The organism is Burkholderia sp. BCC0044, assembly GCF_902832955.1.
In the GTDB taxonomy this organism is placed as follows: Bacteria; Pseudomonadota; Gammaproteobacteria; order Burkholderiales; family Burkholderiaceae; genus Burkholderia.
On record NZ_CADFDO010000002.1, the window covers coordinates 1,853,525 to 1,877,628 of the forward strand.

At 61.9% G+C, this 24,104-nt stretch carries 17 protein-coding genes; 13 read left to right on the forward strand and 4 right to left on the reverse strand.

The features are described 5' to 3' along the window. The first annotated feature begins 387 nt into the window (after positions 1-387). From HWX14_RS16800 to HWX14_RS16845, 10 genes are all read left to right on the forward strand, one after another. Positions 388-654, forward strand: a complete 267-nt coding sequence (locus HWX14_RS16800; protein WP_062911857.1) for a hypothetical protein — start codon at positions 388-390, stop codon at positions 652-654. After that, entirely contained in the window at positions 651-1,925 is a 1,275-nt protein-coding gene (locus HWX14_RS16805; protein WP_151062600.1) for a hypothetical protein, read from the forward strand. Before HWX14_RS16800 ends, HWX14_RS16805 begins: the two co-directional genes overlap by 4 nt. A gap of 170 nt (positions 1,926-2,095) precedes the next feature. Then, positions 2,096-2,581: an NADAR family protein gene (locus tag HWX14_RS16810; RefSeq protein WP_062911882.1), complete on the forward strand. Its 486-nt coding sequence runs from the start codon at positions 2,096-2,098 to the stop codon at positions 2,579-2,581. Positions 2,582-2,659: 78 nt separating this feature from the next. Beyond that, positions 2,660-4,024 (forward strand): metallophosphoesterase, encoded by a 1,365-nt coding sequence (locus HWX14_RS16815; protein ID WP_151062599.1) that lies wholly within the window; start codon positions 2,660-2,662, stop codon positions 4,022-4,024. 192 nt (positions 4,025-4,216) lie between these two features. Beyond that, positions 4,217-4,741, forward strand: a complete 525-nt coding sequence (locus HWX14_RS16820; RefSeq protein WP_151062598.1) for a hypothetical protein — start codon at positions 4,217-4,219, stop codon at positions 4,739-4,741. Beyond that, the gene (locus tag HWX14_RS16825; protein ID WP_151062597.1) at positions 4,729-7,050 is read left to right on the forward strand and encodes an SMC family ATPase; all 2,322 of its coding nucleotides are present in this window, start codon (positions 4,729-4,731) and stop codon (positions 7,048-7,050) included. The genes HWX14_RS16820 and HWX14_RS16825 overlap by 13 nt, the downstream gene beginning before the upstream one ends. An 80-nt stretch (positions 7,051-7,130) precedes the next feature. Further along, positions 7,131-7,307, forward strand: coding sequence for a hypothetical protein (locus HWX14_RS16830; RefSeq protein ID WP_170297403.1), 177 nt, complete (start codon positions 7,131-7,133; stop codon positions 7,305-7,307). Between the two features lie 22 nt (positions 7,308-7,329). Beyond that, positions 7,330-7,527: a hypothetical protein gene (locus HWX14_RS16835; protein WP_151062596.1), complete on the forward strand. Its 198-nt coding sequence runs from the start codon at positions 7,330-7,332 to the stop codon at positions 7,525-7,527. 67 nt (positions 7,528-7,594) lie between these two features. Beyond that, the gene (locus tag HWX14_RS16840; RefSeq protein WP_151062595.1) at positions 7,595-8,158 is read left to right on the forward strand and encodes a phospholipase D family protein; all 564 of its coding nucleotides are present in this window, start codon (positions 7,595-7,597) and stop codon (positions 8,156-8,158) included. Between the two features lie 72 nt (positions 8,159-8,230). Continuing rightward, positions 8,231-10,033, forward strand: coding sequence for a phosphoadenosine phosphosulfate reductase family protein (locus HWX14_RS16845; RefSeq protein WP_151062594.1), 1,803 nt, complete (start codon positions 8,231-8,233; stop codon positions 10,031-10,033). Positions 10,034-10,164: 131 nt separating this feature from the next. Here the strand turns inward: HWX14_RS16845 and HWX14_RS16850 are convergent, their stop codons facing one another. From HWX14_RS16850 to HWX14_RS16865, 4 genes are all read right to left on the reverse strand, one after another. Then, entirely contained in the window at positions 10,165-10,644 is a 480-nt protein-coding gene (locus HWX14_RS16850; protein ID WP_151062593.1) for a hypothetical protein, read from the reverse strand. Between the two features lie 71 nt (positions 10,645-10,715). Beyond that, positions 10,716-11,645, reverse strand: coding sequence for a tyrosine-type recombinase/integrase (locus HWX14_RS16855; RefSeq protein ID WP_151062592.1), 930 nt, complete (start codon positions 11,643-11,645; stop codon positions 10,716-10,718). Between the two features lie 149 nt (positions 11,646-11,794). Then, positions 11,795-12,187 carry a DUF2471 family protein gene (locus HWX14_RS16860; protein WP_151062591.1) on the reverse strand — a complete coding sequence of 131 codons (393 nt, stop codon included), beginning with the start codon at positions 12,185-12,187 and terminating at the stop codon, positions 11,795-11,797. 107 nt (positions 12,188-12,294) lie between these two features. Then, entirely contained in the window at positions 12,295-12,588 is a 294-nt protein-coding gene (locus HWX14_RS16865) for an H-NS histone family protein (RefSeq protein ID WP_151062590.1), read from the reverse strand. A 541-nt stretch (positions 12,589-13,129) separates the two neighbouring features. Between HWX14_RS16865 and HWX14_RS16870 the strand changes: the two genes are divergently transcribed. The 3 genes from HWX14_RS16870 to HWX14_RS16880 all read left to right on the forward strand — a co-directional run bounded on the left by HWX14_RS16870 (position 13,130) and on the right by HWX14_RS16880 (position 24,003). Beyond that, entirely contained in the window at positions 13,130-21,364 is an 8,235-nt protein-coding gene (locus HWX14_RS16870) for a filamentous hemagglutinin N-terminal domain-containing protein (RefSeq protein ID WP_151062589.1), read from the forward strand. Further along, positions 21,292-21,804: a replication initiation protein gene (locus HWX14_RS16875; RefSeq protein ID WP_151062588.1), complete on the forward strand. Its 513-nt coding sequence runs from the start codon at positions 21,292-21,294 to the stop codon at positions 21,802-21,804. The genes HWX14_RS16870 and HWX14_RS16875 overlap by 73 nt, the downstream gene beginning before the upstream one ends. Before the next feature lie 132 nt (positions 21,805-21,936). After that, positions 21,937-24,003 carry a filamentous hemagglutinin N-terminal domain-containing protein gene (locus HWX14_RS16880; RefSeq protein ID WP_151062587.1) on the forward strand — a complete coding sequence of 689 codons (2,067 nt, stop codon included), beginning with the start codon at positions 21,937-21,939 and terminating at the stop codon, positions 24,001-24,003. Positions 24,004-24,104: the final 101 nt, after the last annotated feature.

Sequence of the window (24,104 nt, forward strand, 5' to 3'; positions counted from 1 at the left end):
GTGTGGAATTCCTTTCTGATGAGCGCCTCGCCCGCGCTCCCCATTTCAGTCATAAAACTCGTTGCTGGCCGCATTCATTTGCGCCGCGACGTCGTTCGAGCCCGGACAACGGGTGTCTCTCTCCAGGCCTCTGTCTGGGTAGAACGACTGTAGTCGACTGAGCCGTGAACCTGCGTCGGAATGGCACTTCCGAAAATGGGCTGTAGCGCAGCGTGACCATGCTGTGCGAGGACGACCTAACGTCCTCTATATGAGCCGACCGGCTCCCTGAGCACCACGTCCCCGGAAGGGACGTGGTGCTTGGGTCATTTATCCGAATCCACGAAGCGCGTTCCTCTGCCGAGGAACGCGCTTTTATTTCGTCGTTTTTCTGTCCCGGAGGTCCCTGTGCTTCCCAATCGTCTCAATTCCCGGATTGCCGACGTGATCAGCCAAACGATCGCGGAGGAAAGGTCGGCTACCGACACGACGTCACCCGCCTGGCGGGAGCGTTGCGAGGTAGCGCAAGTCGCGATGTTCACCGACTCCGACCGCCGGATTTTTCTGTCCAGTATCGCCCACCGCCGCGGAGAGGCGGCTGCCAACGCGCTCGAGCGATCGGCGGACGCGTTGCGCACCCAGGCGATCTTCAAACTCGCGAGGAAACTTTCATGAATGCAGTTGTCAGTATGGTCGGCGGCCCCGTGCGGAGCGTCGTCGAAGAGCGGGCGATGCGCCCGCCCGTGATCGGGAAGATCCGGCCCGGCATCAAGGTCCTGACGTCGGCTGCCCGGGGGAATCCGGACGCGGTCGCGCTGTACGACGAGATGGTGGCCGCCGGCGACTCCTTCGAGACGATCGGAAAGGCTATCGAATCTCGCTGCCGGCTCCGGAACGCGCTGGCGCCGCGCAATACCGACTACTTCACCTGCCGCCGCTCGGACTTCAACAATCCGGACGTGGCCGACGAGATTCTCCGGCTCTACGGTGAGGATCGCGGGCAGGGCGTCCGGCTCTATCGCTTCCCGGTGCTGTTCGCCTTCAACGACTGGATGCAAAACATCCCGAACGAGATGGCGGCGTGGGGCGCCAGCGGTCGCAAGTACTTCTCGCAGTACGGGCCGGACGGTCTGCGGTACTGCAAGACGTACGCGAAGGTCGAGCGCGATCCGCGGGCGCAACGGGCGGCTCGCCATTTCGGTGGTCGCGACGTGATTTTCCGTCAGGATGACGCGATCCCCGATGGCATCTGCAACCCCGAGCAATGCCCGCAGTACCAGAGCCGCCAATGCAACCTCGGTGCCCAGTTCATCTTCGCCATTCCCGATATCAAGGGACTGGGTTTGATTGAACTCCCAACGAACTCGATCTACGTCCTGCAGAAGGCATACGCGGCGATGAAGACGGTTCAGCTGGCCCGAGGGAAGCTGACGGGCACCCGGTTCTGGATCTCGAAGCGGGAATTCGACATCACGCGGATCAACGAGGCGGGCGAGGCGGTGCGTCAACCGCAGATGCTGACCGTGCTCGACGCCGATATCGACATCGGCGCCCTGCTCGACGGCGCGGAAGAAGTGCCGTTGGCGATCGAGGTCGCTGGAACGCCGACGCCGGCAGATACGGGCAGCACCGTGATTCAGCTTCACCCGGCAGAGGGCGAAACCCACGCCAGGCGCGCTGATCAGGTTGAACCCGGCGACGGCCCGCCCGAGTCGATCGAAGAGAAGCGTCACCGCATGCAGGACCTGCTGCAGCGGCTCCGTTTCGATGACGACGAGCAGCGCAAGGCGTTTCGTGTCTACGGTCACTTTCGATTCGGCCGAGGCTGGGCCGAACGCCCTGCCGACGTCGACAAGATGGTCGCGCGGCTGACGACGGCATTGGAGGATCCGACTTCGCTTCAACGCGAAATCGGTGCGGCTGTCGAATCGTTTCACAACGGCTAAATGACACCCCTTTTCGCCGGCCCTTCGGGGCCGGTGTCTCCTTCCTCACGTCGCGAATCCGAGAGTCCTTCAGCAAAGTGATTTGCTCAAGTGCTTTCGACAGCGTGGCTCACGCATCGAAATCGTCCGCGCAAGCGGCCATATCTTGACCTTCCAACTTGGAGCAAACCATGCGCCGAATTGGCAATTTCACGGCGTTTTTCGGTGCTGAGGACGTTTTGAGTAATTGGCACCCGAGCCGCTTTACCTATCACGACGTCGAATTCAACTGCGTCGAGCAGTTCATGATGTACGCGAAAGCTATGCTGTTCGATGACCACGAAACCGGGTCGAAGATTCTGGAGAGCCAATCTCCGAAGAGGCAGAAGGAGCTCGGTCGCGACGTGTCTGGCTTCGACGAGGACACGTGGCTGAGAAGCCGCGAATCGATCGTGTTTGTGGGCTGCAGGGAGAAGTTCCGGCAGAACCCAGACCAAGGACGTGTGTTAGGCGGAACGGGCACGACAATTCTTGTCGAGGCCAGCCGGTCCGACAAAATCTGGGGAGCTGGGATTGGTCAATTCGATCCTCGAATCACCGACCCCACGAAGTGGCCTGGGCTCAACCTTCTTGGCTACACCCTAATGCGAGTACGTGAGCTCCTGCTCCGGCAGTAATTTCCATTTTTGCCGCTCGTCGGCGATCGACAATTCTTGGCTGCCCTGGGGCGGCCATTTCTTTTTCTGGAGGCGTTGATGAAGATCGCGCATTTTTCTGACCTGCATTACTCGCCGGGAAACCTCGACGAGGCGGACCGGTGCTTCTCGCATGCGGTGGGTGACGCAATTGCGCGCGACGCCGCTGCAGCGGTGATCAGCGGCGACTCGACTGACCATCGTCTCGACGCGCACTCGCCGGCGCTGAATGCGCTCGCCAGGCAGGTCCACCGACTCGCGCAAGCGATGCCGGTGCTTATGCTGCAGGGCACGTTCTCGCACGAGCCGCCGGGCACGCTGGACAACTTCGCGCTGATGGGAGCACGTTATCCGGTTGCCATAGCGGATCGGGTATGTCAGGTGGCGCTCTACGACGGTAACTTCTGGTTCTCGCGTGGGGCGGTTTTCGATGACGAGGAGATTCGGCATCATCTGGAATGCGAGCCGGAGGTGATCTTCACCTGCCTCCCGACGATGAACAAAGCGGATCTGGCACTGCGCGTCGGTGCGCTGGCGGCGTCGACGGATCTTGCGGATACGCTCGCGGGGTTCTTGACCGCTGCCGGGCGGATTAACGCGGCGTTTCGGGCGGCGGGTGTCCCGACCGTCGGTGTGTCGCATGGCACCGTGAACGGCTGTCAAACGGAGCATGGCGTCACGATGGCGGGGTTCGATCACGAATTCAGCCTCGGAGCGCTGTTTGCGGCGGAATGCTCTGCGTTCATGCTTGGCCATATCCACAAGTATCAGACGTGGGAGCGTGAGGGGCGCTTGGTGGGTTATCCCGGTTCCATCGGTCGTTTCCACTACGGCGAGCTCGGCGACAAGGGCTATCTGTCGTGGGATGTGTCGAACGTTGATGCTCGGGCCCTGCTGATTCCGACGCCGTCTCGTGAAATGGTCTCCGTCGCGTTTGACGGGCCTCCTGACACGGACGCGCTGCAAGCGCTCGCAGCAGCATCGGCCGGCAAGTTCGTGCGCATTCGCTGGCAAATCGACGAAGAGCATAAGCAGTTGGTCGACCGCAAGGCGATCGAAGCGATGTTCTCGACGGCCGCCGGCGTGAAGCTTGAGCCGCGGGTACTTCCCGTGATGCGCAGCCGGGCAGAAGGCATCAGCACTGCGCCGACGGTTGAAGCGAAGCTGAGCCGTTGGTGTGAGCTGGCCGAAGTCAACGCTTCACCGTTGGCTGATCGGTTGCAATTGCTCGAGACCGGAGATCCGAATGCAATCGCCGATTCGATCCTGGCGCGGTTAGCTGGCGACAGCGCGTCAACAACCGATCAGCCGTGCCCGTCGGGTGCTGCGTCGGTCATGTTGCCCACGACGGCCGCCGCGAGCTCCGATGCAGTGGCAGCCGCTGACGAACCGTCTTGGCTCACTGATGACCTGTTCGCGGCGTAGTGCCGCTCATCGACGGCTCTCCGTCCCTTTCGAACACTAGCCGTGTTCCGATAGCCCGTGTGGCTATCGAAACGAGGTTCACCCCGCGCCTGTTCGCGCATCGAAGGCAGCGTCGCTGCATCCATTTCTTTCTACCCTGACGGGGCGTGTCCCCGGCAAGGGCGCACTCCGTCTCAAATCCGGAGTGTGCTCATGTTTGGTCTCTATCCTGCTGGCGTCCGTTGGGCCCAGTCCTTCACTGCGTCTACCGACGCCAAATCGCTGCAGAAGCTTCTCGTCGATCACGGCGGGTGCACGGCAGCACTCTTTCACCAACCGTTCGGCACCCAACGGGGCGCGGTCATTGCTCAACGCGACGGCATGTTGGTGTTGGCCCACGTGGTTGACGCCGACGAGGCCGAGATCGTGGTCACGCCAGGCGTCGAGCTGCAAAACCTCCTGTGGTCCTTCGACGCTGGGTACTCGGGCCAGTGGTCCGGCCGCGAGCTGCAGATTCTCACCGGTTGTTCCAACTGGGATTCGATGCTCAAGCAGACGTCGGACGCGTTCAGCCGTCTCTGTGGAACGGTGCAGGCCGCCGTTGACGGTACGTTGGCGAAGCCGGCATCCCGGCCCGAACCGACGCTTCCGGTCGATGACGACGATGTCCCGTTCTTCCTGCCGGACGAGTATCTGCAGCCCATCTCTCTTTCGGAGATCCAGTCATGCGACCACTGAGACTGTTGCTTGAAGGGTTCTATGGCGTCCGGGACGGGATGAAGCGCGACAGCGTGGAACTCGATCTGGAGTCGTTGCCGACCGGGTTGATCGCGTTGACCGGGCCGAATGGCGCGGGCAAGACGACGATCATGGACAACCTGCACCCATACCGGATCATGCCGTCGCGCGCGTCGAAGCTCTCGGTCGATGCGTTCTCGTACTGGGATCACGTCTGCGGGGTGCAGGCACGCAAGGAGTTCGAATGGGAGCACGATGGCTTGCGCTATCGGTCGACCTTTGTGTTTCGCAAGCCAGGCAAGACCGGCAAGGCGGACTACTTCCTGTTCTATCGCTCGATGGACGGCGAGTGGCGTCCGGTATCGCTGCCGGATGGCACGGTGTCGGACGGCAAGGGTGAGACCTACGACCGCTGCGTTGACGCGATCTGCGGCTCCCTCGAGTCGTTCTTCACGAGCGTGTTCTCGGCGCAGAACCGTCGGCCACTCGCGTCCTACGGTGCGACCGAGATCAAGGGGCTCCTCGCGGAGCTGCTGAAGATCGATCACCTCCGCGCACTGTCGACCAAGGCTGCTGATGTCGCGAAGGAGCTTTCGCGGAAACTCGGTGTCGTGCAACAGGAGCTCGCTGCATTCTCCGGGAAGCGCGAGCGTGTTGACGAGACGCGCAAGGCGCTCGCGACGGCTGCGGCAGATATCGCGGCGGCGCGCGAGAAGCGTACGGCTGCGCAAGCGGAGATTGCCACGCTGACGCAACAGCACGCGGTGCTCGTTGCCAAGCAGGGCGAGAACGCGAGCACTGTGGCGCGCATAGGTGAACTCGGTGTGCGGCGTAGCCAGCTGCAGGCATCGCTCCAGACGTTGGAGCGTGACAAGCAGGCCGACGACAAGCGCTTCGACCAACGCGCTTCGGCGCTAAGGGAGACGATCGCGGGTCATGTAGCGGTTGTCCGGCAGGCAGAGCAGATCCGTGGCGCTGCGGCCGCTCGAGATGAAGCCCAACTTCGTGTCGCGAAGGCCGAGGCATTGATCGAACCGTTGCAGCGTGCAATCGAACAGCTTGATGCGAAGCGATTGCGGGTTGCCTCGGTCGAGTCGACGCTCTCCGGGTTGGAATCGCAGGGTACGGCGAAATCTGACCTGATTCGAACCTTGACCGAACAATCATCAGTGATCGGATCGGTGCCGTGTGCAGGGATGGATATCCATGCGATGTGCCCCTTGCTCGCGCAAGCGAGGAATGCGGCCCAACAAGTCGACGTCCAGACCGCCTCGCTTAAAGACTTGCGCGCGCGCTATCGGCAACACCAGACGGAGTTGAAGGAACTCGCACCGTCGGTAGAAGCGCTGTTGGCCAAGCGGACCGAGCTCCAGCAGGTGAACACGGAACTCACGGGCGCGCGTCAGGCCCTTCAACGTGCGACCGATCTTGCTGCGCGAAAGCGATTGCTCGACGCGGCGGAGGCCGGGCTGACGAAGGCCCAAGGCGAACTCGAATCGCTCGATGTTGAGCGAAGCGAGGCGTCAAAACGTCGGGAGACGGAATCGACGCGGCTCACTGGGTTGTTGCGTGACGTCGACGCGGAGGTCTCGCGCCTGGCTGCTGTCGATGTGACGCAGGCGATTGTGGAGGTCGATCGACAGCTGGTTGCCCGTCGTGACGTCTGTACCGCGATGGACGCTCGGATCGAAGCTTTGATCCGCACACAGGCCACCTGCGAAACGACGTTGGCGGCACTCGAGCGCGAGCTAGAGGGCTTCTCGGCGACGCAAGCATTCGCTGAGCGCATCTCGGACGAGGTCGCGCAGTGGAAGTTGCTCGCGAAGGGCCTCGGCAATGACGGCGTGATCGCGCTGACGATCGACGACGCTGGGCCGGCACTCACGCAGACGGTGAATGACCTGCTGCTCGCGTGCTATGGCACGCGGTTCACGGTCGAGATCCAGACGCAGCGGACGTTGGCCAATGGTGAAACGCGCGAGGGATTTGAAATCCTCGTGCACGACGCCGATAGCGACAGCAGCAAGGCAGTCGGCGTGATGTCCGGCGGTCAGAAGGTCTGGATCAACGAGTGCCTGACCCGCGGCGTTGCCCTGTATATCGCGGGTAACGCGGGCCAGCCGTACGAGTCACTGTTCAGCGACGAGTCGGATGGTCCACTTGACCCTGATCGGAAGGTGCAATTCATGCGCATGAAACGCGAGGTTCTGCGTCAGGGCGGGTATGCACGGGAGTTTTTCATTTCGCAAACGCCGGACTTGATTGCCGAGGCTGATGCGGTCATCGACGTGGCCGCACTCGCGAGGTAGTGCGGCACACATTTTTTAACCCTGGCGGGGAACGTTCCCCGCAGGGGCGTTCCTCGCCCTTTTTCTTTACGAGGAACGCAATGAAACTGAAGTCCAGATCTGCTGAGCTGGTCCGAACCTTGACGGTCTCGATCCGGCCGAAACCCATTCGCATCGGTACGGAGCACGTGTACGAGCTGAACGGCTCGCGACTGCGCGACGTGCTGGTGAACGGGCGCTGGGTGACGGTGGCCACGACTGCCGTCGTCGTGTCCTGATTCGCCGACGGAGGAGCGTTTGATGAACGGGATGACGAACCTGGTGATGCTGTTGATCGCGATGCACGGCGGTGCGCAGCAGTCGGCGCCTATGTACCGCTATGCGGTCTCCACGCAGGCCGCCGTAGCTAAGCGGCCGCACATGAGAACGGATGCGGTCATCTGCAAGGATGGCCAAGTCCATACCTTTCCTGCAGGGCAGCATAAGCCCTGCATCTAAACCCCTGAACGTCGGCCCGCTCTCGGAAGAGACCGGGGCTTTTCCGTATCCACTATTGGAGGCTCCGATGAAGAAGCAAATTTCTTGGGCAGTACTCGTGGCATCGCTGTGCTGTTGTGTTGCGATCGCGTTTGCCGGGCGCGCGCAAGCGGAGACGCTGCCGACGGTCGAAGTAGCGTTCTCGCCGGATGGCGGAGCCGAAAGCCTTGTGCTTCGCACCATCGGGCATGCGCGCCAATCGATTCGCGTGCTGGCGTACTCGTTCACCGCTCCGGCGGTGACGCGCGCGCTCATCACCGCGAAGCACCGCGGCGTTGACGTGGCGGTCACCGTCGACGCGCGCAGCAACTTCGAAGAGGACCGTAGCGGCCGCGCTCGCGCTGCGCTCGGTGCTCTCGCTTACGCCGGCATTCCGGTACGACTTGTGAGCGTCTTTCCAGCACAGCACTCGAAGTACCTCATTGTCGACGGCGAGACCGTCGAGACGGGCAGCTACAACTACTCGCAGCAGGCGGCGCGGTACAACGCAGAGAACGTCATCGTGTTGCGCGGCGATACGCGTGTCGCCGATGCGTATCTGAAAAACTGGGAAGTGGTGTCGGCGCGCGGCGAAGTGTATCGCGCACCCTGATTGTTTCTTTTCTCTCAACCCGCGCGGGAACGGCTCCCGCGTGGGGCTGTTCCTGCGCCATAGGAGCAGTATATGTTCTCGGAAATTTTGGTGAAGATGGAGTCGGCAATCGACGCGCTCGTCGCGCTGATTCAACAGGGATTCACGCTCTCGAACGCGCTGAGCGGCGGCAAGGACTCGACCTGCACGGCGATCCTTATGCTGGAGGCGGTGCGGCGCGCTGGTGCGGAGGTGTCGCGCGAGCACTTTGTGACGAGCGCCGACACGACGATCGAAAATCCCAGCATGCACTGGCACCTTCAGGCCATGCTGGATGAGATCCGCGACGCCTTTGCGGCCGCTGGCACGTCGGTATCGGTGCACGTAGCGAAGCCATCATTGGCGTCGCAATTTGTCGTCGCAACGATCGGGCGTGGCACGCTTCCCCGTACCCCGGAAAATGGGGTGAAGAACGGAAAGCGGATACGTGCCTGTGCGGCGGATTGGAAGGTCGACCCGCAGAACCGCCTGCGCGTCACGCTCGAACGTTCTGCGGCCGCCGGCGGAAGTAGCGAAGTCGTTACCATCCTCGGCAACCGGTTCGGAGAGAGCGGCAGTCGCGCGGCGGCCATGGCCGCTCGCAACGAGAATGCGCGAAGACCCGTCAGGAACGCGGACGGATTTCTTACTTTTTCTCCGATCGCCGAGTGGTCCACGGACTGCGTATGGACGATGCTCTCGCTATTCGCGGAGGATTCAGACCGCCCCTTTCCGTCACCCGTGTCCAGCCAGTCAATCCGGCGTCTGTCGGATCTATACCGAGCTGGGAACGAGGGGACATGTGGTGTGATTCTGGGAGAGGGCGGCGCGCGTGCCGCGTGCGGTTCGCGATTCGGGTGCGCGTTTTGTTGCGTGACCGGCGAGCGCGATCGCTCGATGGAGTCGATGGTGAAGGAAGCTGGCCACCGTCATCTGGAGGGCTTGAATCGGTTCCGCAACTACCTGATGGCCGTGCAATGGGATCTTGGCCGTCGCGAACTTGTAGGCCGGAAGCTGAGTGACGCCGGGTATCTGGCGGTCAAGCCGGACGTTCTGTCGTACTTGGAGCGCGTTCGGTTGCTGCAGTACCTGCTAACGCTTGACGCGCTTGAGGTCGAGCGCGCTGAGCGGCATGAGGGCGCACTGGCCATGGGCGAAATACCTGACACTCCGGAAAATCGCGCGCTTTGCGACGTGCAGTTCGAGATGATCACGCCGGCGCAGCTGGTGGCGATCGACTTCTATCTCTCGATGCACCACTACGCGCCGCATGCGTTTCCGGCGCTGTCGGTCTGGTTCGACGTCCATCGGCTCGGACGGCGCTACTACGTGCCGGTGGTGGACCCACTGCCGAAGATCGACATCCCGCATCATGGGTGGTTCTTTGTCGGCGCGTACGATGCCGAGGTGCCCACAGACGGACTTCGCGACTATGCCGCGGAACAGTGGAATCGCTACCTCCATCCGGAGCGAGCGAGCCGATATGCGCGCACGAGGTCCGGTGAGCAGATCGTCTATTTCGAAGAGAGCGACCAGTTCGAAGTGCACGTCGAGGCAGCGTGTGCGTTCGTCACCTGCAGCTTCGACGCTTGCTGGTCCGTGAAGGCGCAGCAACACTCGGGGATGGAGTCGGCACGGTTCTGGCTCAACGAAGGCATTCTGAGGCTTCCGGCCGGTATGGCGGGCCGGTATCAGGAGATGGCCAAGCGTGGCCAGTACTTCGCGCATCTCGCCGAACGGCACAACCTGACGCCGGCTGAGCTCGATCGGTTTCTCGTCGACCGCGCGATATCGAACACGGAGCACCTCACGATGCTGAACCTGGCGCCTGTCGATCTGTTTTCGCAGGCGGCTTGAAGTCCGGAATTTTGGAACCAAACCCGGTGCGTCTGCACCGGGTTTGTTTTTGCCCGTTGCTCCCGTTGTTGTTGTCGATCGGACCCAGGATGTGATGGCCAGACGAGCTTACTCGTCGGCGTATTGGCGGTTTACGCGGACGTCGGCCGGTCGAGGATGGCCGCTAGACTGTCTGCTGCGAGCGTAGGAGTCGCATGCGCGGTCTGCAGGCGGGCCCGGCCGACCACCAGGTCACGGGAATTGATCGAGATGCGCTCGATATGTCGGCCACGTGCGGCCGGCTGAGCGGATCGCTCATACGGATACCCGCGATGAATGTAGTCCTCGAGATCGGCCTCGACGAAGACGATGTGATGTTGGCCGGCCTCGGTCAACGCGACGCAAAGCATGTCGAACGGAACCCCCGTTAAGTCGCGATCGGCGATTCGGTTGAGGACTCCGTCGCGCACGATGTGATCGGTGATCAGGATGTCCTTGTGGCCGCCGTGGTTCTCGACCTGAATGACGAGCCGCTTCGGTTCCGACGCGAGCGCGAGCATCCGGTAGCGGCAGACGGAAATGCCACCGCTGGCGAAGTAGACGAGGTCCGTGTAATGCGATACGTAGTCCATATTGAATGCTCCAATAGCAAGAAAGCCAGCGACCTTGCTGGCTTTTTCAGGCTATCGAGGCGGGGAGGAAGTCAAGTCTGAGGTGTAGCTTGAGGCCCGCTCGGGATCGTCGCCCGAATGCGGATCACAGTGCGCTGGCTTGTCAGGCCCAAGAGATGCATGACGTCGTCGTTGCTTCTGCCGGCGAGGAGCAGGCGCCTCGCGAACGTGTTTCGCAGGGTACGTGGGCTCATATCAGGGAGTCGAACGTCGATCGCGAGGAGCTCGTCTCGAACGATGCGGCCGAGCATTTCGTCGGTCATTGGGCCGCCTGCACGGGGGGACGGGAACAGCAGAGGGCTGTCTGCAGCCGCAGCCAGATTTCGCCATCGCGCGAGCGCGGGTTCCGCAAACTCGTCAACGTTGATGCGACGTGCCTCGCGCGGGCCGCGCTTCGGTACAAGGAGGTACGGCCGCGCCGGCGACAGGTCGAGGTCGACGGCGCTCGCCTGTCGAAATTCCTGCGCGGTGATGCCGGTCGAGAGCAACAAGCCAACGATGGCTCGGTTGCGCAACGCGCGGTCGTCGAGCCCGTCGATGGCCCGGATCGACGCCTGCAGTCGATGATCATCGGCTTCCAGAAGGTACACCGGGACGGGCTCGTCCTCCGGCCACGTCTGCATCAGCGTGTATGCGGCAGCTGGATTGGTCTTGCGCACGCCGACGTCGACGAGGTGCCGCCCGAGCCGGTCGAGGAGCTTCTGGTACCGCAGACGTGTCGTGGTGCCGGGCTTGCACCGGCGATCTAGGTCAGCGAAGAACGATTCGAGGTGGTCGGGCCCGAAGTTGGCCAGCGACAGGTGAGCGGCGGCGAGGTGGCGCATGAAGCGTTCGAACATCGCTTCGTGTTGGACGATCGACCGCGGCGAGAACGCGCGCCGATCGGCGCCGGCGGCTTCCGTGCGTTGCCACTGCTGATAGGCCTCGGTCGGTGCCGACAGCCAGAGAGTCGGTTCGTCCATTCGATCTTATATACTGAATATTGGCTACCCCAAGCATGGCGCGAATCTACGATTCGCGTCCTGTGCCTGCAGAAGGGTGGGGCGCCCCTTCATCCGGTTTCGGACGTGGGCATCGGCACGCCGCTCGTCGAGCCCACGGGTTACGTCGCTCACGCAGCTTCCTCACTGCGCTCGAACTTGGGGGCATCGACCAGAAGCTCGCGGACGCACTGATAGACGATTGGCAGCGATGGATAGGACTGGCTCCAGTCGATGAGACCGCTGAAATCGACGCCCGGCAGCGTCGCCGGCCCGATGCGCGGCAGTGCGCCGACGATCGCTGGATCGTTGCGGCTCTGAAAGGCCAAATCGGAGAATGCCTGCTCTTCGATCTCGAGCAATAGCGGCCAGCTCAAAGCGTGCGCAAGGCCGGCGCTGATGTAGCGAGCTGCGAGCGACGTCGCAATGCGTCGCAGATCTTGCGTTGCGGACTCGAGCGCATACCCGTACCGAATCGGATCGAGCTCGGCATCGTGGCAATCAACAGTCGGGGCGAGGTTCATAGTAGTCGGCGAGACAAGGGAGCAGCAGCCAGCCACTTGGCAAATTGCGAGTGGCTGCTGCGCCTGGCACACTGTAAATGTATCCAGTGTTCTGCGAGATTTCAAGACTAGGCGGCGCTGTGCTGGATTTCGAAGGGCGTGCGGTCTTTGCCGTCAATCCATGCCGGCGGGCGGCCCCGACCGCTCCAGGTCGCGCCGGTGTCGGGATGGCGATACTTCGCTTCGACGCGGCCGCGCTTGCGGGTTGCGCGCGCCCCGTAGACCTCCCGGGCGCTGAGATCGAATTCGCTCACGAGTTGGCGCACCTCTTTCAAAGCTGTCTCCCGCGCAGCCCCTTTTGCGGCGTCGATTTCCGCTTCGAGTGCCGCGCGCTTTGCGAGAAGTTCGTGGTATGTCGACATGCTTTCTCCATTCGTGGTTGAGAAATTGGTATCGACTACCTTACCGACTTCGAACGAAAGTCAAGTCCGCGTCGACAGAACACAACACGCTCCCTCGTAAAAATCGCAGGTGGCTTGTGAGCCAGCTGGTGTCGTTTGACCGCGTTATGTCTCGTTGCGACCGGCTATTCCCTCCCGATCGGGAGGTATTCATCGATCGGATTTAAGTTTTTAAGAAACGATTTTTGACATTTCTATTCGACCCTGGTGCACACGTGTAGTTGATGCGCCCGTCGCCACCCTCGGAGCCAAAGCCCTATCAGGCATGACTCTGCGGTCTGTCGACCGGGAACGGGGGTCTTTTTGATTAAATAAATCTCAAAAACATTTATTTATTTTTATATTGGTCACAGTAAGCCATCGTTGATATTTTGATATTCGAATCAGCATGAAGGCTGTTTGTAACCGTGTTCCCGACAGCAAGACGGGGCATGACAATTGTTGACCATCTTTCGGTTTCGGCTGTGCGAACATCCGCTGAAAATTCCGAGTGAGACCAACCATGCGCCGACTGATGCGCGAAATAGAAGCTCGGCACGTTCAACGGGGAACGGCCAAACAGAAAATTGTCTTCGGTCAACCTTCGCTGAACAGCGAAGAGCACGCCCTTTGGATCAAGGCGACCGCATGGGTCATGTCGGTCGTGATGTATCTCAGCCCCGCGATGCTTTTGGTCGACCAAACAGCACATGCTGCGCCGATCATCGATCCGCGGGCGCCGATTCCGTTTCAGCCAACGGTCACCGCGACTAGCGCGGGTGTCCCTGCTATCAATATCCCTGCGCCGAATTCCAACGGCGTGAGTCTCGGACAGTATCAGTCGTTCAATGTGGGACCTGAAGGCCTCGTGCTGAACAACAGCACGATTGCAGGGACTCCGCTGCTCGGCGGCTCGCTTGGCGCGAATCCGAATCTGAACGGCCGGCCAGCGTCGTTGATTATCAACCAGGTCACGTCGAACAATATTGCGGTCTTGAACGGGCCGCTCGAGACCTTCGGCGCTGCTGCACCGATCGTGATCGCGGCTCCGGGCGGGATATCCGCAAACGGACTGTCGCTCACGAACATCCCGAATCTCACGCTGACCACGGGCACGCCGCAGTTCATCACGGGCGTCGGTGGTGCTCCAACCGATTTCGCGCACGCCGGCGCGGTCGCGTACGACGTTCGATCAGGCAACATTTCGATCAACGGGCCGGCAGGGGTGAACGGTCCGGGAGCCGGGATCGAAGGGACCGTCGGGAATATTGACCTCATCGGGCAAACCGTCACGCTGGCGGCGCCGATCCGTGCGGATCAGCGCATCAACGTCGTGACGGGCAACCAGCTCGTCACGCCGACCACGACGGGCAATACCGGCACTGCATACGGTACCGCAGCCAACGGTCTGCCGAACAATGTCACGGCAATCCAAACTGCAAACGGTTTGGCGATCGATGCAAGCCAGTTCGGATCGGTCACCGCTGGCCAGGTCTACATCGTCCAGACAGCAGCCGGCCTTGGCGCGAACATGCAAGGCTCGTTGACCGCGACGGCAGGGAACGTGGTCGTGAATTCAAACGGCGACGTCACGGTCGGTCAAACGTTTGCCAGTCAGAACGTCAATTTGACGAGCGCGGACAACACGACGATCAGCGGTACCGGCCTCGCGAACCAAAACTATACGGTTGCGGCGAACGGCGACATCACTGCGCCGGGGGCCGTGTCGGCCGGACAAAGCGTGTCGATGACCGCCGGTCGGAACCTGACTGCTGCGTCGGTTGCCGCAAATGGCTCGGCCAATCTTACGGCCGGCGAGTCGATGGCGATCGACTCCCTGTCGGCTCACGATATTGCGCTGCAGACGACGAACGGAGGTCTGACGGTCGGCGGGCTGAGCGCGCCGGGTACGATCTCGGCGCGGGCTGGACGTGATCTGACTGTGAAAGGGGCGGTACAGGGCGGCAGCACGGTCGCGCTGGCGGGGGCGCGCAATGCGACCGTGAACGGCGCGGTCACGTCCGTCGGCGATACGAATCTCACCGCGATGACAGGGTCGGCCGCCGTGAGCGGCAATCTGCAATCGAACGGAGCGGCGACCGTGACGGCCGGTCAAGACGCGACGATTGACGGTACGACGCAGGCGCAAGGCGCAGTGTCGATCGCCGCGCAAGCTGGCTCGATCTCCGGGCAAGGCAAGGTTTCGTCGTCGCAAGGCGCGGTCACACTGAACGCCGGGCAGGCGATCGGCCTGAACGGCGCCGTGCAAAGCGGCACCACGATCGCCGCGAAGGCGGGTACGAACGCTGAATTCGGCGGGACAGTGACGGCACCGGGTGCGGTAACGATTCAATCGGGACAGAATTCGACGTTGGGTGGCGACGTCACGAGCGGCGACAAGCTGAGCGTGACGTCGGGCGGCAACACGCAAGTGAACGGCAACGCCGCGTCTGTCGGCGACATGACGCTCACCGCGAATGGCGGGACCCTGAGTACGACCGGCAATGTCGTGTCGCTCGGTGGATTGAACGCGACCGGGCAGCAGAGCGTCAATCTGGGCGGTACGGTCTATAGCGGTGGAAACGCGTCGATCGGCTCGAGCGCGGGCAGCGTCTCGGTCGCCGGGGCAGTATCGACGCCGGGCACGGTGAACATCGCCGCAGCGCAGGACGCGACCGTCGCGGGCACGGTGCAGACGGGCCAAAGCACGACGATCTCGGCGGGTCGCGATGCGAATCTGAACGGCGGTCTGTCGGTGAACAACACCGGCAATGCAACCGTTTCGGCCGGCCGCGATATCAACGGTACGGGCGCGGTCAATGTCGCGAATGACACAACGTTGAATGCAGGAAACAACGTCGGCATCAGCGGTGCGATTCGGACGGGGAACAATCTCAACGCTACGGCTGCGAATAATCTGAGCGTCGGCGCGACAACGGCGGTCGGTACGACCACGCTGACGGCGACAAACGGAAGCGCGACGCTCGCGGGTAACGCGCTGTCCGGCGGCGCGACAACCATTACCACGGGTACCGACGTTACGACGCAAGGCAGTGTAACGAGCCTCGGCGACCTGAGCGTGAACGCCAAGGGCGGCAATGTGACGGCCTCCGGACCCATCTCGACAGCCGGGAACGCGAGCCTGAATGCGGGCCAAAACCTGACGCTGAACGGCCAGACGACCGTCTCGAAGGATGGGACGCTGACGGCGGCGAACATCACGACGCAAGGCGTGTCGATCGGCGGCAATCTGACAGCCACGGCGACGAGCAATCTTGATACGTCGGCGGGCCAGCTCAACGCAGCATTCGACGCGCAAGCACCGGCCCTGTCGGTGAACGGCAACGCGACCCTGAGCGGGGCGAACGTCACGACCGCGAACGCAGTGGTCGGCGGCACCACGCAAATCACGGGTTCACAGAGCGTCACGACAGGCGGCACGGCCGCGTTCAAGGGCGACACGAGCCTGAATGGCGGCACCGTATCGAACGTCGGCACGCAGATGGCCGGAGGCAACCTGAACGTGTCGGGCTCGACGGTCACGAACTCAGGGAGCTTGTCATCGCTGAAGTCGGCGACCTTCAACGCCGCGGATCTGAGCAACGGCGGTTCGATCTACGCGCCGACGGCGAATTTCAACGTCAGCAACGCGACGACTAATACCGGCGCCTTGATGGCGACGAACGCGCTGAACCTGACGACGAGTAGTCTGAGCAACGCGGGTCTCATCTTCGCGGGCGACGTCAATAATTCGACCGCGGCGACTGGCAATACCACCGTGACGGTCACGGGCGGCAACGGATCCTTCGACAATACGAACGGCAAAATTCTGGCGCAGAACATCGCGACGCTCGCTTTGCCGAATCAAGCGCTTGATCCGTCGGCCGCCAGTTACGGGACGATCAATGGCGGCTACGGCCTGAACCTGTCCGCGCAATCGGTCAACAATTCGGGCACCTGGACTCTGCCGGGTACGACTGTAACGGTATCGGCTGCGCAGGGAATCAATAACGCCGGCACGATCAACCAGGGCGCGGGCTCGTTGACGCTGAATGGTGCCGTGGGCAACACCGGCGCCATCAACGGCAACGACCTGACGATCAACGGGTCGCTGGCGAATGCAGCCACAGGCACGGTGACCGCCAACAATGCCTTGACGCTGAACGGCTCGGGATCGAACGCGGGTACGGTTCAGGCCGCCAATACGCTCGCGATCACCGGGGCAAGCTACGACAACTCTGGCGGTACGACCCGCGCCGGAAATACAAACAGCCCTGCAGGCAGCGGCAACGCGACGATCAACCTGTCGGGGGATCTCGGGAATGCCGGCGGCACGCTGACGGCGACCAACGACCTGTCGCTGACCGCCAACAACGTCAATAACTCCGCAGCGTCCGTTGTCACGACGACCACGACCACGAAGACGGTCGACAATCCGGGCCTGCTAATGGCCACGCCGATCGGCTCTGAACTGGTCTATGCAATCTACAACGTCGGCAAGGATGGTGGGACGTTCATGCTCGGGCAGGCGAATCTGCCGGCAACACTGGGCGGGCTCCTTTCACCCGGCGGCGAGCAGCCGACCAAACAGACCGTATGGTCGCTATCCAGCGTCCGGCTGATCTATCAGGGATGGGGCGATCCGTCGTCGCCGGTCGCGAGCTCGGGTCCGATCCAGTTCGCTCTGGTGCCGACGAGTAATGCGCCCAAAGGCGCCATCTGGGTCGTCGTGCCGCCCTCGACACCGATCTCGGGCGCAACGACAGTACAGACGCTGACCTTGCCGACTGTTACCGAGACCACGACGTCGACCGGTGCAACGGTAACGCCATCGACTATCGCGGCTGGCCACGATCTCACCTTGACCGCCAATACGCTCAACAACCAAAGCGGCGTCGTCAGCGCGGGCCATGACGCCAACGTGAACGTGCAGCAACTCCAGAACGGGGGTTCGAGCTTCACCTCGACGGTCACGGATTCCGTCGATTCGGCATCGCTGAACGCATTCCTGACATCGTTGCAGGCTTTGCAGAAGACCGCACCGATTGGCGTAGCGGGCACGGCCAATCCGAGTGGCACTTACCAGTGCGAGGGTGGATATTGCGCGGTTGGTCCGCCGACGCCGCCTGCCACGTACACCATCAGCGCGCCCGGCACCGTGCAGTTGGAAACCGTCACCTCCAGCGTGACCAAACAAGGCGCCGTCGGGCAGGTCATCGCCGGCAACAACCTGAATCTGTCGGGCGGCAATCTGACCAACACCGGCACCTTGGCGGCGGGCAACGACGTCAACATTCAGGCGGCAAGCTTTACGAACCAAGGCTCTAATGTAGGATCGAAGGCCGTGACGGCGGGATGTGCGTCGGGAGTCTCGAACGCGGGTTGCAGTTCGCTGAACACGACCAACCCGAACTCGGAAACGTACAGCTATCAGCAAACCAACAGCAACGTCACCGCCGGCCACGACATCGTGATTGCCGCGAACCAGGTCGCCAATACTTACGGCAATCTGGTCGCGAGAAACGATGTCGTGATCGGCGGCGCAGGTACGACCGCAGCCAATCCGACGCAGGCTACGAGCGTGACGAACACGTCGGCCGCGATCGAGGCTGGCAACAACGTGCAGATCAATGCGGCGAGCGTGACTAACACGATCGCCGCACCGGTCGCGGTTCACCAGAACTATGGGACTGCGTCTCCGTATACGGGCTGCGGACAGAACTGCGAAGCCTATATCCAGGTGCAAGCGGCCAATCCATCGACGATCACGGCCAACAACAATCTTTCGATCTCGGCAGGGACGTTCAGCAATACGGGCAGTCTGGTAACTGCATTGAACAACGCGACGATCAATGCATCGACGAGCGCGTCGAGCGACAACCAATACCTGCACGCATTCTGGACCGGCAATCCGGGCGCGACCCGCACGTGGGGTTGTCTCGGCATGGCCGCGGACTGCCAGAATCTGTACGGCAGCGCGTTCAGTCAGGGCGATACGCAAACGGCGTCGGGACTTCCATCGAACGTCGGCATGAAGGATTTCGTGCCGGGAACGATTCAGGCGGGCAACCTGAGCGTCCACTCGCCGACGCTGACCAATACCGGTAACGTGATCGGTCAATCGATCACGCTGACGGGTTCGACGCTCGTCAACGGGATCACGAACCCGAACGTGTTTACGCCGCCGCCTGTCGTGTCGGGGCAGGTGATTTCGCTGGCTCCGCCGACGCTGCCGCCTTCGATGACGGCCGCCGTGAACCAGGCCGGACTGGTGACGAATCAGGACGGGCGGCCGACGTCGGTCACCGGCATGGCGGCTCTGCCGCCCAATACGCCGATCGGCGCACAAACGGTGGGCAAGCCGACGGCGCCGATTGTGACGGGCGTGAATACGCCGACCGCCACGACCGTCAAGACGGTGTCCGGTCAAACCGTGACGGTGTCGTACTTGACGAGCAATCCGGCCGCCCAGGTAGTCGACTCGCTCTCGTCTGCATCGCTGATTGCGAACCTGCCGGCTAACCTGCAGCCCGGCAGCGTGCCGTTCTACTACGACCCGTATACGGAGAACCAGCAGATCCAGCAGGCCGCGCTGCAAGCGACCGGCAAGAGCAGCTTCTACAGCACCCCGAGCGCGACCGACAGCACGAGCCAGGCGTCGATCAACAATCAGGACAAGGCAGCGCTGTATGGCGCGGCGCTTGAGTACGCGAAGCAGAACAATATCGCGCTCGGCACGCAACTGAGCGACGCCCAGCTCGCGCAGATCAATGCGCCGATGCTCTGGTATGTCCAGCAGGCGGTGCCGGAACCGGGGTGTCAGGCATCGGGTGGCGCCGCCTGCCCGACGGTGCAGGCATTGATGCCCGAGGTTCTGCTGCCGAAAAACTACGCGGTCGTGAACGCGGACGGCGAAATCACGGGGACGAATGTCGCACTGAACTACGCGAACAGCATCCTCAATACCGGTTCCGTGACGGCGCAAAACCTGACGGTCAACACCGGCAGTCTCACGAACGAACAGCGTTCGACGAATATCGGAGAGATCTACCAGTTCGGGGACGAAGGCGTGTTCCTGCGCACGACTGGCACTGTCGCGCAACAGGGCGGATTCATGTCGGCCGCGAACTACGACCTGAACGTGCAGAGCCTGAACCAGATCGGCGGGGCATTGCAGCAGACCAGTGCCGACGGCAGCGTGAATCAGGCGGCGACGCAGCAGATGCTGTCCAACCTGAAGGCGCAGCTTGGCGGGCAGTTCAGCCAGTCGACCGTGACCGATCACCTGAATACCGAGGCAGTCGACGGCGATTCATGGTTCGACCAGATCTTCATGACCGGCGTGATCGTTGGATTGTCGATCATGGGCGGGATGGCTGCATCCGGGGCGATTGGTGCAGCAGCAGGGGCGTCGGCCGGATCGGGTTCGGCGTTTGCGGCGGCCGGAACGACCGCGGGCTCCCTGGGCGCCGGTACGGCAAACGCGGCACTGTCGGCGGGCTTCGCCGGCATGATGAACAGCACGATGAGCCAACTGAACAGTGGCGGCTCGTTCAACCTCGGATCACTGCTCACGACGGCCGGTGCGGCGGCGCTGACGGCAGGGCTGACGAACGGCATCACGTTCAGCAATGGCGCGGCGGGGTGGTCGTGGGCGGCGTCGAACAACAGTCTTGCTGCTTTGGCTGGCGTCCAGACGGTGGGGAATACGCTGGTGCCGCAGGCGGGCGCGGCGACCGGCTCGCTTCCAACGACGATTACCGCGATCGCCGCGGAGTCGGTGCTTCAAGCGACGGTCCAGACGGCCTTGCAGGGTGGGAGCTTCCTGACGAACCTGCGCAACAGCGCAGCGACCAATGCTGCGGCGTCCATTGCCTACACGATCGGCAACCTGAATCAGGATGGCACGCTGACTGGTGCGGCGTACGTGGCCGCGCATGCCGCGCTCGGCTGCGCGGCCGGTGCTGCAACTGGTCAAGGGTGTGGTGGCGGTGCGATTGGTGGGGCTACGAGCGCAGTGTTGTCGCAGCAGGTCATCGGGATGCTCGATCCGAGCGGTGTGCCGCTGGATCAGGGCCAGATGGCAATGTTGGCGGCAATTTCGACGTGGACCGGTGGCGGGCTCGCGGGACTGTCCGGTCAGAACGCAATGGCCGGTGCGACGGCTGCGCAGAATGAGGCACTAAACAACGCTGCAGGGCACATTAAGACACCATCCAGTTTTGACACGAACGGCGGCGAGCCCGGCATGCACGTCGACGCTGGAAAAGAGACGGTCAGCATCCTTCCGCCTAACCCGGCCGAGGCCGCCGGTCCACAACCGGGCGCTGGACCAGAAGCAATCACGACCGGTAACGGTCCGATAGCTGCGGGTACAGCCGGTGGCAGAATGTCCCTTTCGGATGCACAAGCGTACGCTGCTGGCCGCGCTGCGCAGCTGCAGTCACAATTGCCCGCGGGCTCCCAAGGTCGCGTAACAATGGGTGTAGGCGTCGTGTTAGATCCGAGCGGCAACCAGGTAATTGTCGTTTCAACCAGCGAACCCAACGGATATCTTCGTCCGGGCGTTAGCCTGAAGCCTGGTGAAGTCATCATTAAGGGAACAGGCCATGCAGAAGCTGACATCACCTCTTGGGCTGCTCAGAATGGATATACGGTTCAAACCGTAGGAGCAGGTCGTCCGATATGTACAAACTGCGCCGCAGCGATCAATGGTGCAAACGCCGTTCCAGCAACACCTTTGAAGGGTCCAAAATGACTTCATGCGAAAGATTGAACTCAGTAGCGCCGGACCTTGTTGTCCTCGCCAAGACCCTGTCTTCCGTACAGCAGAAGGCAATGGCTTGTCGTGCAGCAGAGTGGGCATGCCGCTCTGCCGGTATCACAGACTCTATGAGTGGAGGCTGGTTGCGATTTCTTTCCGATCCGTCGTATCAGGCGACAACGAACGAGCTGCAAGCAATTGCCGACGACGCGTCCTATTTCGATGAAAAGTATTTTGAAATTGTCGAGCAACATGATGGATTAGATGACGCGGGAGAGGCCATGTCGTGGTTTCGCAAAGCGCGAGCGGCCTCGGCAGTCTCATACGCGCTTGGTGCATCAAGCATCGGCGGTTTTTGCGAGGCGCTCTATGAGGCCCATGCCGCGACCGACGATCTTTTAACACTTCGGAAGTTGTGCTCAGTCGAACATTGACAAGTTCGGAAATACCAATAGGCGAGTATGGAGAGCAATTATTTCGTCATCCAGCTGAACATGATCGTCTCACGGAGACTGATCGGGCAAGAGTCCAGCTATTAAAAGATACAAGAACGATTCGGGGGATCGATGCTAACTGGCATACTGCGGCGCAGTCTATTTTTAGCGTGGGCAACGGTTCCATACTGCGCCCATGCTGGCGGAATCACCGCCGACGGCGGTACCGCGACAGCTGTCCTTAACGGGGCAAATGGTCGACAGACCGTCAACATCGCACCTGCAATCGGCGGCGTTTCGAACAACACCTATTCGTCCTTCAGCATCTCGAGAGCTGGCGCGGACCTCAACAACGTCGGCATCAATGCACGCACGATCGTCAACCAAGTCACGAGCACAAACCCGTCACTGATCCAAGGCAACATCAACGTCCTTGGTCCACGCGCAAACGTCATCCTGGCGAATCCGAACGGGGTGACCGTAGACGGCGGAAGCTTCACGAACACCGGTCATGTCGTGTTGTCGACCGGTCAAGTGAGTTTCACCGACGTAACGCTTGCACCGGGCACGGTGCAGCGCAACATCGTACTGAACACGGACCGCGGCGCGGTCACGATCGGTGCCGGCGGCCTGACAGGCGACCTGATTGGCCTCGACCTTGTCGCCAAGCAACTGGCTGTGAACGGGCCGGTCACGAATACCTACGACAACAAAACTGGCGTGCCGAGTTTTATCCGTGGCACGGTTGGCAGCAGTACGACGAGTTGGAACGGCGGGATGTCGCCCACGGACAACGGACACGACTGGCGTATCGGTGCATCGTCTGCCGGCGCGACGAGCAAAGCGCTCGCCGTCGATATCACGGCCGCCGGCGGACTGACGGCCGGACGGGTTGAACTCGTCATCACCGACCAGGGCGCGGGCGTCCGAAGCCTCGGGAAGCTCTACGCGAACGCGGGCGATGCCGTGGTCACGTCGACCGGCGACGTCACGATCGCCGACAACCAGTTCTTCGGCGCGCATGACGCCTCGATTTCGACGACAGGCGCGGTTACCCTACAGGGCGCCCAACTGAACGCCGGGAACAACGCGACAGTTCATGCCAGCTCGATCTCGCTCTCGGACGATGCAGCCGGCCCGTCGACGCTCAGTGCAACCAATGCTGTCAACTTGACGAGCAGCGGTGCCATTACGAACGTCGGCAGCGTGATTCAGGCGGGTACGACGACAAACGGCACGCCTTCCGGCGGCGACCTGACGCTGATCGCTGCCGGCGATATTCGCAACGGATCGAGCGCGAACAATCAAGGCATCATTTTTTCGGCCAACGGCAAGACATCGCTGACTGCGGGCGGCAATATTATCAACGATAACGCGCGCGTCGCATCGAACGGCGGCATGAGCCTGACCGCGGCAGGCGACGTGCTGAACGTCATCGACCATTCGGGTGGCACGAATGGCGGCCAGCCGACCGCGTACACGGATCGAGGCGGCAGCTTCCTGTTCTTCACGCATTCGACGACGGGCGTGAATATCGACTACGGCACCGTCAACCGGCCCGACCAAATTGCCTACCTCGCGACGACCAGCGGGCCGTTGACGATCACCGGGCGGAACGTGACGAACTCGGGCGGTGTCATTCAAGCGACTACCGGTGATATCACCATTGCGGCACAGAATGCGTTCACGAATGCGGCCGTGTTCTCGGGGAAGGCGAACTATTCGCGCAGCTGCTGGATCTTCTGTCACGCCAACGCGTCGAGCAACGTCACGCCCTACGGCGGCACGATCCAGGCGAGCGGCGGTTCGCAATCCGGCGCGGGCGGCAGCATCTCGATCAAGAGCGGCACCGTCGCACGCAACGTCGGCGGCAATGTCTTCGCAACGGGCGACATCAAGGTAGACGCGCCCGTCACCTATGCGCAGGGCGTGACCGGTTACTCAGCGATCAATCAGGATCGTGGTTTCAAGGCGTTCTTCGGTAGCACGTGGGCGCAGCTGATCGCGATGGATATCGGTGGCGGCTTTGCCGCGAACGGACAGGTCTTTCTGACCGGAGACGGTGTGATCGACGGCGGTTCGTTCAGCGGCGGGAAGGGCGTGACGGCTGCAGGCGGTATCACTACCGTGCGTGCGCCGTCGCGAACGCCGGTTTCCATCGATCAGCATTTGGGCCTGACGACGTGGTGGTGGCGTTAAGCGAATGAACTATCGAACGAAAAATCGCCCCGGCATAGTCGTCGTCTCTTTTCTGACTATCGCGGTCGTCTTCGCCGCATCGATGAGTGGCGCGACCCGCA

Excerpts from the sequence above, each read along its gene's own strand:
- HWX14_RS16805 (WP_151062600.1), top strand. The coding sequence starts at position 651 with ATGAATGCAGTTGTCAGTATGGTCGGCGGCCCCGTGCGGAGCGTCGTC.
- HWX14_RS16810 (WP_062911882.1), top strand. The coding sequence starts at position 2,096 with ATGCGCCGAATTGGCAATTTCACGGCGTTTTTCGGTGCTGAGGACGTT.
- HWX14_RS16815 (WP_151062599.1), top strand. The coding sequence starts at position 2,660 with ATGAAGATCGCGCATTTTTCTGACCTGCATTACTCGCCGGGAAACCTC.
- HWX14_RS16820 (WP_151062598.1), top strand. The coding sequence starts at position 4,217 with ATGTTTGGTCTCTATCCTGCTGGCGTCCGTTGGGCCCAGTCCTTCACT.
- HWX14_RS16825 (WP_151062597.1), top strand. The coding sequence starts at position 4,729 with ATGCGACCACTGAGACTGTTGCTTGAAGGGTTCTATGGCGTCCGGGAC.
- HWX14_RS16830 (WP_170297403.1), top strand. The coding sequence starts at position 7,131 with ATGAAACTGAAGTCCAGATCTGCTGAGCTGGTCCGAACCTTGACGGTC.
- HWX14_RS16835 (WP_151062596.1), top strand. The coding sequence starts at position 7,330 with ATGAACGGGATGACGAACCTGGTGATGCTGTTGATCGCGATGCACGGC.
- HWX14_RS16840 (WP_151062595.1), top strand. The coding sequence starts at position 7,595 with ATGAAGAAGCAAATTTCTTGGGCAGTACTCGTGGCATCGCTGTGCTGT.
- HWX14_RS16845 (WP_151062594.1), top strand. The coding sequence starts at position 8,231 with ATGTTCTCGGAAATTTTGGTGAAGATGGAGTCGGCAATCGACGCGCTC.
- HWX14_RS16850 (WP_151062593.1), bottom strand. The coding sequence starts at position 10,644 with ATGGACTACGTATCGCATTACACGGACCTCGTCTACTTCGCCAGCGGT.
- HWX14_RS16855 (WP_151062592.1), bottom strand. The coding sequence starts at position 11,645 with ATGGACGAACCGACTCTCTGGCTGTCGGCACCGACCGAGGCCTATCAG.
- HWX14_RS16860 (WP_151062591.1), bottom strand. The coding sequence starts at position 12,187 with ATGAACCTCGCCCCGACTGTTGATTGCCACGATGCCGAGCTCGATCCG.
- HWX14_RS16865 (WP_151062590.1), bottom strand. The coding sequence starts at position 12,588 with ATGTCGACATACCACGAACTTCTCGCAAAGCGCGCGGCACTCGAAGCG.
- HWX14_RS16870 (WP_151062589.1), top strand. The coding sequence starts at position 13,130 with ATGCGCCGACTGATGCGCGAAATAGAAGCTCGGCACGTTCAACGGGGA.
- HWX14_RS16875 (WP_151062588.1), top strand. The coding sequence starts at position 21,292 with ATGTACAAACTGCGCCGCAGCGATCAATGGTGCAAACGCCGTTCCAGC.
- HWX14_RS16880 (WP_151062587.1), top strand. The coding sequence starts at position 21,937 with ATGCTAACTGGCATACTGCGGCGCAGTCTATTTTTAGCGTGGGCAACG.